Annotated in this window: 8 protein-coding genes; 5 read left to right on the top strand and 3 right to left on the bottom strand. The window is 72.2% G+C overall.

All coding sequences use genetic code 11. The features are described 5' to 3' along the window. The first annotated feature begins 9 nt into the window (after positions 1-9). Both CLV68_RS21535 and CLV68_RS21530 read left to right on the top strand, forming a co-directional pair. A complete protein-coding gene (locus CLV68_RS21535) occupies positions 10-2,343 on the top strand; it encodes a DUF11 domain-containing protein (RefSeq protein ID WP_121392706.1) in 2,334 nt (777 codons plus the stop codon). 43 nt (positions 2,344-2,386) lie between these two features. Then, positions 2,387-3,703, top strand: a complete 1,317-nt coding sequence (locus tag CLV68_RS21530) for a COG1470 family protein (protein ID WP_170224505.1) — start codon at positions 2,387-2,389, stop codon at positions 3,701-3,703. Between the two features lie 506 nt (positions 3,704-4,209). Here CLV68_RS21530 and CLV68_RS21525 read toward each other — a convergent pair. The 3 genes from CLV68_RS21525 to CLV68_RS21515 form a co-directional block, all read right to left on the bottom strand. Then, entirely contained in the window at positions 4,210-4,854 is a 645-nt protein-coding gene (locus tag CLV68_RS21525) for a helix-turn-helix transcriptional regulator (RefSeq protein ID WP_092774532.1), read from the bottom strand. A 150-nt stretch (positions 4,855-5,004) separates the two neighbouring features. Further along, on the bottom strand, positions 5,005-5,637 hold the full coding sequence (locus CLV68_RS21520; RefSeq protein WP_121392705.1) for a response regulator: 633 nt from the start codon (positions 5,635-5,637) through the stop codon (positions 5,005-5,007). Between the two features lie 6 nt (positions 5,638-5,643). Continuing rightward, positions 5,644-6,294 carry a sensor histidine kinase gene (locus CLV68_RS21515; RefSeq protein ID WP_246010031.1) on the bottom strand — a complete coding sequence of 217 codons (651 nt, stop codon included), beginning with the start codon at positions 6,292-6,294 and terminating at the stop codon, positions 5,644-5,646. A gap of 390 nt (positions 6,295-6,684) precedes the next feature. Between CLV68_RS21515 and CLV68_RS21510 the strand changes: the two genes are divergently transcribed. The 3 genes from CLV68_RS21510 to CLV68_RS34120 all read left to right on the top strand — a co-directional run bounded on the left by CLV68_RS21510 (position 6,685) and on the right by CLV68_RS34120 (position 11,890). Then, the gene (locus tag CLV68_RS21510; RefSeq protein ID WP_121392703.1) at positions 6,685-7,464 is read left to right on the top strand and encodes an eCIS core domain-containing protein; all 780 of its coding nucleotides are present in this window, start codon (positions 6,685-6,687) and stop codon (positions 7,462-7,464) included. A gap of 105 nt (positions 7,465-7,569) precedes the next feature. Beyond that, on the top strand, positions 7,570-11,157 hold the full coding sequence (locus tag CLV68_RS21505) for a phage tail protein (RefSeq protein WP_121392702.1): 3,588 nt from the start codon (positions 7,570-7,572) through the stop codon (positions 11,155-11,157). Continuing rightward, positions 11,150-11,890, top strand: a complete 741-nt coding sequence (locus tag CLV68_RS34120) for a hypothetical protein (protein WP_170224504.1) — start codon at positions 11,150-11,152, stop codon at positions 11,888-11,890. The genes CLV68_RS21505 and CLV68_RS34120 overlap by 8 nt, the downstream gene beginning before the upstream one ends. Positions 11,891-11,897: the final 7 nt, after the last annotated feature.

The raw sequence follows: 11,897 nt of genomic DNA, 5'->3' as shown, positions 1-11,897 counted from the left end.
GGGGCGCGGGTGGCGAGCAGGGCGGCCGCCGCGGCGCTGGTGGTCGGGGCGGTGGCGTTCGTCCCCGGGTCGGTGGCCGTGGCGCAGCAGCGGCCGACGACGGTGACGGTCTCGATCAGCGAACCCGCCGACGGCGCTGTGCTGGGGCCGGGTCCGCTCACGCTGCGCGGGACCGCGGCGGTCGGGGACAGCTCGCTGCCGCCGGACACCGCGCTGGTGCTGGTGGTCGACATCTCCGGCAGCACCAACACGACGTGCGCGCCGAGCACCATCCTGCGGTGCGAGATCACCGCGGGTACCGGACTGCTGCACCAAGCCGCGCTGGAGGGGTCGGTCGGGTCCGTCGCGGTCGTCGCCTTCGCCACCACGGCGCGGGCGGCCGACCTGAGCCCGCCGGAGGTGTACGACAACCCGCTCACCGAGTACGTCGCACCCGGCACCGACGCCAACCACGACGGCGCGCCCGACACCACGACCGTCCTGATGTCGCTGGACAACGACGACGACGGCGAGAACAGCGACGGCGAGGGCGGGATCGGCCAGTTCACCCCGGTCGGGATCAACGTGGACTACACCAACTTCCCGCGGGCGGTCACCGAGGCCAAGCGGGTCGCCGCCGCCATGCCGCAGCGCAACAAGCTGATCGTGTTCATGTCCGACGGGCTCAACAACGGCGGCTCCGTGCAGGGGGCGCTCGAACCGATCACCGACACCATCGTCTTCCGCACCTTCGCCGTCGGGGTGGACGCCGTGTGCGGCGCGGCGAGCGACCCGACGACGCTGGCCTACATCGGGTACCAGACCCACGGCGGGTGCGACACGATCCTCGACCCGACCACGTTGCCCGACGTGCTGCCCGGTGTGGTCAGGTCGTCGCTGGACGGGGTGTTCCTGACCGTCGACGGCGGGCCGGAGCGGCGGATCGACGTCGACGGGCTCCCGCACAGCGGCCCGTACAGCACGCCTTACGAGACCACTGTGAACAACCTCGCCCCCGGTGGCCACCGGTTGTGCGTGACCGCGCGCGGCAAGGACCTCTACGGCAACGGCAGCGCCACCCGGTGCCGCGACATCACCATCAACAGGCCGCCAGTGGTCGACGCCGGTGGCCCTTACGACGGGTTGCAGGACACCGACATCCCCATCGCGGGGACGTTCACCGACACCGACGGGCCCAACCGGATCACCACGTGGTCGATCTCGCCCGCGCCGGGCACCGACGACTCCGCCGAGTGCGAGATCGCTGACCCCGAGGACATGACCACGACCGTGCGGTGTGACCGGTACGGCACGTACGTCTTGACGCTAGAGGGCTCGGACGGCATCAGTGAAGCCGAGCCGTCGAGCACCACATTGGTGCTACGCAACGCGGGGCCCAAGGTCGACGCGGGTGGTCCTTACACCGGGCAGGAAGACACCGCGATCGCCATTGTCGGCACGGTCGACGACCCGGACAGTCCGGAACTGGACACCACCTGGTCGGTAGAGCCGCCGACCGACACGTCGCCGGAACCGCCGTGCACCTTCACCGCGGTCGGCGAACTGTCCACTTTGGTCACCTGCGCCGAGTCGGGCACCTACACGTTGGCGCTGACGGTGGATGACGGGGTCAACCCACCGGTGACCGATCGCGCCGAGCTAGTCGTCACCAAGGCCCCGGTACCGCAAGGGGCACTCTCGGTCGGTCTTACTGCCGACCCGTCACCTGGGTACGTCGGCGGACTACCCGTGACCGTCACCTACACCGTGCGCAACGGCGGTCCGGTGCCGATGCCAGGGGTGCGGCTGACCGCGCCCGCCCCCGCGGGGTTGGCCGCGGGGACACCTGCCGGATGTCCGGTCGCCTGTGTTCTCGGCACTCTGGCGCCTGGACAGGTGGTGCAAGTCCAGGCCGCTTACATCGCCACCACGGCCGTCGACATACCGGTGACGGCGACCGTTAGCACTACCGGGCCGGACATCGACCCGGCCGACAACACCGCCACGGGTCGGGTCGTCGTGCGGCAGCCGGTGCTGCGGGTCGACCCGACCGCGGGGCCGCAGGGCGCGGTGACCAACGCCATCGGCACCGACTTCCCGCCCGGCGCCACCGTCCGGCTCAGCTGGGACACCGGCATCTCCGAGACCCCCGGCCTGGTGCCGGTCCGGCCGGACGGCACCTTCCAGGCCCAGGTCCTGGTGTTCCACAAGGACGTCCTCGGGCCGAGGCTGCTCGCCGCCGACCCGGTGACCGGCCCGGCCTTCGGCCGGGTCGCCACCGGCCAGTACGTCGTGATGATCCGCTCGCTCAAACCGGTCGCGTTCGTGCTGCGCGGGGACCCCCGCACGTTCGTCCTGCGCTGACCTGCCCCGATCCCCGTTCCAGCACGAAGGAAGGAGCCCGGCCATGGGTGCCTCCGCCACGATGACCACCCCGACCCTCGCGGTCCAGGCGGGCCAGCAGACCACCACCACCGTGGTGATCCGCAACGCCGGTGCCGTCGTCGACCACTTCACCGTCGACGTGATCGGCCCACCCGCGCCGTGGGCGACGGTGACCCCGAACTCGGTCAACCTGCTGCCCGACGAGTCGACCACCGTCACCGTCACCTTCGCGCCACCGCGCACCGCGGACGTCACCGCGGGCGTGGTGCCGTTCGGGGTGCGGGTGTTCGCCCAGGAGGATCCCGAGGGCTCGGTGATGGCCGAGGGCGAACTCGACATCGCCGCGTTCGGCGAGGTGACCGCGGAGATCGTCCCGGCCAAGGTGGAGGGCGCCTCGGGGGCGACCTTCGAGGTGGCGGTGGACAACCGGGGCAACCAGGCCACCCCGGTCGTGCTCGCCGCGGTCGACCCGGAGGCGGACCTGTCGTTCGACTTCCGGCACACGGAGGTGACCCTGGAGCCGGGCACCACCGCGTACGTGCGGCTGCGGGTCCGGCCGCCGCGCCGGTTCCTGCGGGGGCAACCGGTGCGGCGGCCGTTCAAGGTCACGGTGACGCCGGTCGGTGGGGCCGTGGTGGTGGCCGACGGGGTGTACGTGCAGCGGCAGTTGCTGCCCAAGTGGGTGCTGCCCGCGCTGGCCGTGCTGCTGGCGTTCCTGCTGGCGATCATCGCGCTGTGGTTCACCGTGTTCAAGCCCGCGGTGCGCTCGGCCGCCTCCGACGCCGCCGCCAAGCAGGCCGCCGAGGTCAAGCAGGTCGCCCAAGCCGCCCAACAGGACGCGGGCGCCGCCAAGCAACAAGCCGGCGAGGCCAAGACCGGCTCCGACCGGGCCCTGCGCGCCCAAGGCGTCGACCCGGCCCAACCCCCGGCGTCGGACCCCGTCGCCCCCCCCCGCACCCCCACCCCGCCCCCCGCGCCCGCCACCGCCCCCTTCGACCGCCGCATCGCCGCCGACGCCCCCATCGACGCCGACGTCCGCCGCTTCCGCGAGTTCGACTTCGTGGTCCCGGAGAACAAGACCCTCCAGATCACCGACCTCATCCTGCAGAACCCCCGAGCCGACATCGGCACCATGCGCGTCGTCCGCCGCACCCCCGACGGCCGCTCCCTGATGTTCGAGTTCGGCCTCGGCAACTTCCGCGACCTCGACCACCACTGGGTCCAACCCCTCGTCTTCACCAGCGGGGAGGCCATCACCCTGGCGGTCAGCTGCCAGAACCCACCGGAGAAGGGCAACTGCACCCCCGCCATCGCCCTGTCGGGCCGCATCGAGGGCTGACCCCTCCGCGGTGGGCTTGGCCCTCGACGCGGCCCGCCAGGGCCAAGCCCACGCGCGACTCGAAAGCCCGCCCTCGACCCCCGAAGCCCTGAAACCCCAACCACAGCAACGAAATCCCCGCCTCGCCCAAGCCCCCGAACCCCCGCCTCGCGCGCCCGCGAGGACCCCGCCCAGCCCCCACCCTCACCGGGGGGCGTCCCAGTGCCAGTCTATCGGGACCCACCGACAGTCGATCTTGAAACAGGGCGCTGAAGATCCAGATGTGGATAACTTCTGTCGCTGAACCGGGTGAAAGTCCAGGCTGCGGGGGAGGCGCGAGAGAGGGCGGGACGGGCAGATCATTGCGGTGCGGGTCTTCCTGGCCAATGGGCGCGCGCCAGGCAGCAGGCAGGAAAGCACGGCTGGGAAGGCACGGCTGGGAAGGCACGGCTGGGAAGGCGCGGCAGGGAAAGCGCAGCGGGGCGGCGGATACGTATCCGCCGCCCCGCACGCGCGAGAAAACCCTGTCAGATCAGGCCCTCCCGGAGGGCGAAGGCGACCGCGTGGGCTCGGTTGCGGAGTTGGAAGCGGCTGGTGATGTCGTGCAGGATTCCCTTGACGGTGCGCTGGGAGTAGCAGAGCTGTTCGGCTATCTCGCGGGTTTCCATGCCCTCGGCGACCATGCGCAGGACCTCGGCCTCGCGGGCCGACACCCCGGCCAGGTCCCAGCCGCGCGGGTTGAGGACCTGGCGTTGCAGGCGGGAGACGCGGTCGAGCAGGCGGGCCAGTAGGTCCGGGGGGAGGGTGCCGTCGCCCGCTGAGGTGGCCTCGATGAGGCGGACCAGGGTTTCCGGGGTGGCCTCGGCGCGGCGGATGACGGCGGCGACGCCGATGCCGACGGCTTCCAGGAGTTGGGAGTTGTCGATCTCCCCGGCGACCAGCACGACCCGGCGCCTGCCCTGGACCTGGAGCTTGCGGAACAGGGCCTGGGTGGCGGTGTCCCAGGTCTCGGCCACCACCAGCGCCACCGAGCGGTCGGCGGCGTCGGGGGCGGGCAGGACCTCCTCGGCGGTCAGCCGGATCTCGGGGCGGGCGCGCAGTGCCGCGTCCACCCCCGCCCTGGTGATGACGTCCATCGCGTGCAGCACGACCGGGATCGGGTCGGTGATCATCCTCGTCGATCTCCTCCCTGGGATGTGTCCGATAGCACATATCCTCCCGCTCGGCCGGATGGGCGAGAAGTGACCGGCTGTCCCCATTGGTCCCGATCGCCGGGGACTGGTCCCACGCCGGTCCCACGGTCGAGGGGGACCACGACGGTTTCACCGCAGGCCGGCCGCGTGGCCCTTGCGGATCGCGTCGGCGCGGTCGACGACGTCGAGCTTGCGGAAGATCCGGGTGATGTGGTTGCGCACCGTCTTCGGGCTCACCACCAGGTGCCTGGCGATCACCGCGTTGCCCTCGCCGCGCACGATCATCGTCAGCACCTCGCGCTCGCGGGCGGTCAGTCCCGTGAGGTCGCCCGCGGGGGCGGGGTTGTTGGCGACCATCGCGCGCACCCGCGCCGCCACCGGGCCACCGAAGATCAGGTCCCCGTCGGCGACCGCGTGGATGGCGCGCACGATCTCGTCCTGGCCCGCGGTCTTGAGCAGGTACCCGCCCGCCCCGGCGCGGATCGCGGCGAACACCGCCTCGCCGTCGTCGTCCATGGTCAGCACCAGCACCGCGGTCTCCGGGCGCGCGCGCACGATCCGCTCGGTCGCGGCCACCCCGTCCACATCGGGCATGTGCAGGTCCATCACCACCACGTCCGGGCGCAGCGACGCGGCCATCGCCACCGCGGCCTGCCCCCGGTCCGCCTCGCCGACCACCTGCACGCCGGGCACGGTCTGCAGCAGCGCGCCGAGCCCGAGCCGGAACGTCGCGTGGTCGTCGACGATGAGCACCCGGCGCACGGCGGCTCAGCCCGAGCCGAGCGGGAAGGTCGCCACCACCCTGGTGCCCACCGGGACCCCCGGCTCGATCGACCACTGGCCGCCGAGCTCGGTGACCCTGGTCCGCATCGACGCCAGCCCCACCCCGCGCCACGGGTCCGCGTCGCGCCACGGGACCCCGATGCCGTCGTCGACCACTTCCACGTTCAGCTCCCCGTCGCGCTCGTCGTCGGTCCGGATGAGCACGACGCAGGTGCGCGCGCGGGAGTGCCTGGCCATGTTGCTCAGCGCCTCGCACACCACGCGGTAGGTGGCCACCTGCACCGGCAGCGTCAGCACGGTCATGTTCCCGCGCGCCTGCACGTCGATGCTCAGGGGTGTGCCGGAGCCGGACACGTGGCCGCTCAACGCGATCGCGTGCCTGCGGATCGCCTCCACCAGGCCCACCCGGTCGAGCACGTCGGGGGGAGCGCCGTCGGTCAGCCCGCGCAGGTCGCAGATGGCCCCGTGCAGCTCCTCCTCCAGCTGCGCCAGCAGCCGCGCGGCCGACTCGGGGTCGCGGCCGACCAGGTTGCGCGCCGCCCGCAGGCCGAACGCCATCCCGGTGAGCGCGGGCCCGATCGCGTCGTGCAGCTCCCGCAGCAGCCGCGCGCCGTCGGGGCCGGCGTCCCCGGTCACCGCAGAAACCGTCTTGTTGCGACGCATGTCCCCTCCGCAACACCCTTATCGGTGACCATAGGGGCTACGTTTCCGCCATGCGGCCACCTGGCGACGGCGTAGCCCGTTCGTAGCAGCGGATCACACCCGGCCGGGGAGCAATCGCACTTTCCGCTCATCGCGGCGATCGCGATAGGGCCACCCGGGGAGCGCCGCGGCACCGGCCCACCGCGCCGACCGCGCCGGATTCCGTTGCGGGAAGGGCAATCCGCACTGCCCTAATGGGTGAACGGACGGTCGTTGCCCGGCGCGGGCGACCCGGGGACGCTCGGCGTCGAGGCCCCGCCACGGGCGATGACGCCCCGCGCGGCGCCGACACGGTGGACGAGGGTGGGGGAGGGCAGGCGGCAGATGCGCGAGCACGAACACGACCAGGAGACCGAACACCGGCAGGCGGCGGACCGTGGCCACGACGGCGAGGACCACGCCCTGCTCGGCAAGGCGGCCGCCGCGGGTCGCCCCGAGGTGCTCGGCGCGCCGGGCCTGCTCGGCCTGCAACGCGCGGTCGGCAACGCGGGCGTCGGCGCGCTGGTGGAGGAGGAGCGCTCCCCGGTGCACTCCGTCGTCGGCTCCGGCGGCAGCCCGCTGGCGGCCGGGACCCGCGCCGAGATGGAGGACCGCTTCGGCGGCCAGGACTTCTCCGACGTCCGCGTGCACACCGGCGGCGCCGCCACCGAGTCGGCCAAGTCGGTGCACGCGCAGGCGTACACCGTCGGATCCGACATCGTGTTCTCCGACAACCACTACGACCCGGGGTCGGCGCAGGGCAAGCACATGCTGGCCCACGAGCTGACCCACGTGGTGCAGCAGCGCTCCGGCCCGGTCGACGGGACCGACACCGGCGGCGGCGTCAAGGTCAGCGACCCCGGCGACCGCTTCGAACGCGAGGCCGTCGCCAACGCCGACCACGTCATGTCCGCCCCGGCCGTCCAGCGCAGCGCCGACCACGACCACGCCGACCACGATCACGGGGCGCACGACCACGCGGAGCACGACCACGGGGAGCCGGGCGAGCCGTCCGTGCAGCGCGCCGAGGAGCCCGCCCCCGAGGAGGAGGAAGAGGAGGCGCCCGCCGCGCAGACCTTCGTCCAGCGGCAGGAGAGTGGCGAGGACTTCGCCGAGGAGGAGTGATCGGGCGTGCGGACGCCCGGCACGAAAGGGGACCAGGAGCCCCGGCGCGCGCCCCCGGTCGACCGTTCGGACGAACCACGCCACAGGGCACTCCCCGCCGCACGGATGTCCGTCGCCCACGTGCGGCGGTTGCAGCGGTCGGTGGGCAACCGGGCCGCGACGAAGGCACTCGGGCGGACCGCGGCCGTTCAGCGCCTGGAGTCCCCGCCTGAGACGGTCACCCGACCCACCGCCGAGGCCGACCCGCGGTTCGCCTCGGTGGAGGCCGATGTTCGGGGCAAGCAGAAACAGGTCGCCGCGCACCCGCCCGCGGCGGCCGAGGCATCGGCGGCCCAAGCGGCCGCCGTCGCGCCGCCGGACGACAAGCTCGCGCAGGGCAAGGCAGCCAACGCCGAGAAGATGAACGCGGCCAAGCCCGGCGAGTTCGACAAGGCCGGGTTCGTGCGCGCGGTCGAGCAGGCGATCGCCGCGCAAGCACCGAAGAACCTCGCCGAGGCCGACGACTTCGGCGGGTCCGGCAAGGCCGACGCGGTCAAGGGCCAGGTGCGGGGCCAGGTCACCGCGGGCAAGCAGGCGTCGGCCGGTCCGATCGAGTCGACGACGAACGCGCCACCGGACACCGCCGCCGCCACCGAGAAACCGGTGACCCCGCTCGCGCCGGACCGCCCGCCGGGAGCGCCCGCCGCGCCGGACGCGGCCAAGGCCGTGCCGGAGAAGGCACCCGCGTCGGCGACGGACTTCTCCGCCGGGCCCAAGCAGGTCGACGGCGACATGGCCGCGGCAGGGATCACCGAGGACCAACTGGCGAAGTCCAACGAACCCGAGTTCACCGGTGCGCTGCAAGAGAAGAAAGAGGTCGAGCAGCACGCGGCGACCGCCCCGGGGAAGGTGCGCGGCGCCGAGGCGGAGACCCTGGGCGAGGCGAGAGCCGCGGCGGCGGGCACGGGTGCGGCGGCGATGGCGGGCCTGGCGGGTGAGCGGGCGAGGGCCGGGGGCAAGGTCACCGCGGACAAGCAGGGCGCCAAGGGCAAGGACGAGGCGCGGCGCGCTCAGGTCACCGCGACGCTGCAGAAGGTGTTCGACGCGACCAAGACCGACGTCGAGGCGATCCTGTCCGGCCTGGACAAGAAGGTCGACGACGCGTTCACCGCGGGGGAGAAGGCGGCGCGCGACGCGTTCACCGCCGAGCACAAGCAGAAGATGGACGCCTACAAGGACAAGCGGTACTCCGGGTTCACCGGGAAGCTCAAGTGGGTCAAGGACAAGTTCGCCGGGCTGCCCGAGGAGGCGAACCAGATCTTCGTCACCGCGCGGCAGGGCTACGTGACCCGGATGCGCGCGGTGATCTCCTCGGTCGCCGACGTCATCGGCGGGGAGCTGACCCGCGCGAAGACCCGGATCGCGTCCGGTCGCGAGCAGTTGCAGGCCGAGGTCCGCAAGCTGCCCGCCGACTTGCAAGCCGTCGGCAAGCAGGCGGCGGGGGAGTTGGCAGGCAAGTTCGACGAGCTGACCGAGTCGGTGGACGCCAAGGGCTCGGAGTTGGTGCAGACGCTGGCGTCGAAGTACAACGAGGCGCTCAAGTCGGTCGACGCGGAGATCGACGCGGAGAAGGAGAAGAACAAGGGGCTGGTGGCCAAGGCGGTCGGCGCGATCAAGGGCGTGATCGACACGATCCTCAAGCTCAAGGACCTGCTGCTGGGGATACTGGCCAAGGCCGCGGCGGCGGTGCTGGGGATACTGAAGGACCCGATCGGCTTCCTGGGGAACCTGGTGTCCGCGGTCGGTTCCGGGCTGCGCGCGTTCATGGCCAACATCGGCGAGCACCTGAAGAAGGGCCTCATCGGCTGGCTGCTCGGCGCGATGGCCGGGGCGGGGTTGCAGCTGCCCGCGAAGTTCGACCTGCGCGGCATCATCATGATGATCGGCTCCCTGCTCGGCCTCACCTGGTCCGCCATCCGCGGCCGCGTCCTCTCCCGCGGCGTCCCGGAACCGGCGATGGCCGCCGCCGAGGGCGCGGTCCCGGTCGCGCAGAAGCTGAAGGCCGAGGGCGTCGGCGGGATCTGGGAGACCATCAAGGCCAAGACCGGCGACCTCAAGGCGGGCCTGTTCGGCAAGATCGCCCAGTTCCTGGTCCCCACCGTGCTGATCGCGGGCATCACCTGGATCATCAGCCTGCTCAACCCGGCCTCCGCCTTCGTCAAGGCGGTCAAGATGATCATCGACATCGTGACCTTCATCGTCACCCAGGGCGCGCAGATCCTCCAGTTCGTCAACGCCGTCCTCGACGCGGTCGTCGCCATCGCGGGCGGCGGCGCTGGCGGCGTCCCCAGCCTGATCGAGGCCGCCCTGGCCACCTCCATCCCCGTCCTCATCGGCGCCCTCGCCGCCATCCTCGGCATCTCCGGCATCGCCGACAAGGTCAAGAAGATCATCCAGTCGCTCTCGAAACCGGTCATGAAGGTCGTCGACTGGGTGGTCGACAAGATCGCCGGGGTCGCCAAGAAGCTGTGGGCCAAGCTCAAGGGCAAGTTCGGCAAGGACAAGGGGAAGGACAGGGGCGCGCCAGGCGAACGGCCCGGCGCGAACCGCGGCGCGGGTGCCAACGGTGCCGCCGCGATCCGCGAGGCGGGCCCGATGCTGGCCGCCGCGCCGGACAAGGCCGCGGCCCAGCGCGGTGCCGCCGAGATCGGCAGGCGCCACCAGGTCCCGCTCCGGTTGGTGCCCGACCGGGTCGACGCGACCGGCGAGGTCGTGCACATCCAGACCTCGCGGACCGGCGAGCGCTCCTTCCGCGACCCCGCCGACGCCGAGCTGCAGGCGATGCGGGCCGCGCTCGGCGACGTGCGGGCGCAGATGGAACTCGACGCGCTGCGCACCGAGATGCGGCCGAACTTCCTGCTCCGCTCCCTCAAGCGGTTGGCGCCCGCCCGGCGGGAGCAGATGCTGATCGACAAGTACCTGGAGCGGACCGACGCCCGCGCCCCCGGTCTGGACGTCGACAAGCTCAAGCGCAAGTTCCAGCGCGTCAAGAGCGTGCTCGACCACGCGATCGGCATCGAACGGGTGCGCCGCCGCCCGGAGTGCGCCACCGTGCTGACGACCATGGAGTCGATGGCGGCCGGCCTGCCCGCCATCGACAGCCGGATCGCGGCCGTGCGGCGCAAGGCCGAGGAGGACGTCATCCGCGCCGAGTTGGCCGACATGCTCGAGCGCGCCAGCCGGGTCGCCAAGGGCCACGGGTACCCCTCGATCGAGTCGTTGCAACACCCCTCGGACTACGTCCTCGACGGGGAGATCCGCTCCGAGTACCCGGACATCCGGGCGAAGTTCTACCCGTCGGCCTACTCCGCCACCGCGCACACCTGGGCCGCCGCCCAGCTGACCGCGCTCAAGGCCCGGGCCGCCACCAGCGGACTCGCGCCGCCACCCGGAGTTCCGCTGCACTCGTGCTACCTGTGCGTGCAGGGCGCGCACCTGGTGCACGAGGAGAACTGGACGTTCGACCACCAGGTGCCGGTCGCGAAGCACTGGACGGACACGGGCCGCAAGTCCCGTCACTCCGAGCGGGTGCGGTTCTACAGCGACACCTCGATACTGGAGATCATGTGTGGACCGTGCAACTCCAGGAAGGGCAGCAGTGGCGCCTCGTTCGGCCGGAACGTCGAACCCACTTTCCGCGGTCCGAATGAGTGAGACCCAGGCGCACGACGCCGCCCTCGCCTGGGGACGCGGTCACCGGTCGCCGACCCCGGTGGACTTCGCGCTCTGGCACGTGCGGGCGACGAGGGGCGACGACGGGCTCGTCGTCGAGTTCGACGCGACACCCGCGTCGAACCGACACCTGGGCTCGGGCACCGAGGACGTGGTCCGCGCGTTCTGCCACGCGCTCGACGTCCGGGTCGACGAGGTCGTGGACTGGTCCGTGCCGCGGTTCTGCTCGACCTACTACTCCGACTACTCCACCAGCGACAGCGGTGACAGCGCCGAGGACCTCGGCGGCGACTGGGCGGACCGCCACCCGGTGGGCTGGCACGTGCGGATCACCGTCGTCGGAACGGGCATCGAGGGCTACCGCGGTGTCGGGCCGTTCGGCGCGCGGGGTGTCGACGAGACCTGGCAGCCCTCCGGCGCGTACTGGGTTCCCGGACACGAGCGGTGCGAGCTGATCGCGGACGTCGTCGGCGCCGAACCCGACGTGACCGCCCTCGCCGCGGCGGCGGCCGAGGTGTTCGACGCGCCCGCCGTCGCTAGCGCTGAACTCGGACCCGCGCTGCACCACGTGGTGGTGTCCCTCGGCGACCACGACGTCGCCACCGCGGTCGACCGCCTCGACCACCTCCGGGCCGCGGCGCTGGAGCTCGGCTGGTCCCCGTCGGCCCGGCGCACCGACCGGCTGTTCGTCGAACACCCACGCTCGTCCACCTGAGCCAGGA

Source organism: Actinokineospora cianjurensis, from assembly GCF_003663795.1.
GTDB classification, from domain to species: domain Bacteria; phylum Actinomycetota; class Actinomycetes; order Mycobacteriales; family Pseudonocardiaceae; genus Actinokineospora; species Actinokineospora terrae.
The sequence above is the reverse complement of the archived record's forward strand: the minus strand, read 5'-3'. Positions and strand labels throughout refer to the sequence as shown.

Excerpts from the sequence above, each read along its gene's own strand:
- CLV68_RS21530 (WP_170224505.1), top strand. The coding sequence starts at position 2,387 with ATGGGTGCCTCCGCCACGATGACCACCCCGACCCTCGCGGTCCAGGCG.
- CLV68_RS21525 (WP_092774532.1), bottom strand. The coding sequence starts at position 4,854 with ATGATCACCGACCCGATCCCGGTCGTGCTGCACGCGATGGACGTCATC.
- CLV68_RS21510 (WP_121392703.1), top strand. The coding sequence starts at position 6,685 with ATGCGCGAGCACGAACACGACCAGGAGACCGAACACCGGCAGGCGGCG.
- CLV68_RS21505 (WP_121392702.1), top strand. The coding sequence starts at position 7,570 with ATGTCCGTCGCCCACGTGCGGCGGTTGCAGCGGTCGGTGGGCAACCGG.
- CLV68_RS34120 (WP_170224504.1), top strand. The coding sequence starts at position 11,150 with ATGAGTGAGACCCAGGCGCACGACGCCGCCCTCGCCTGGGGACGCGGT.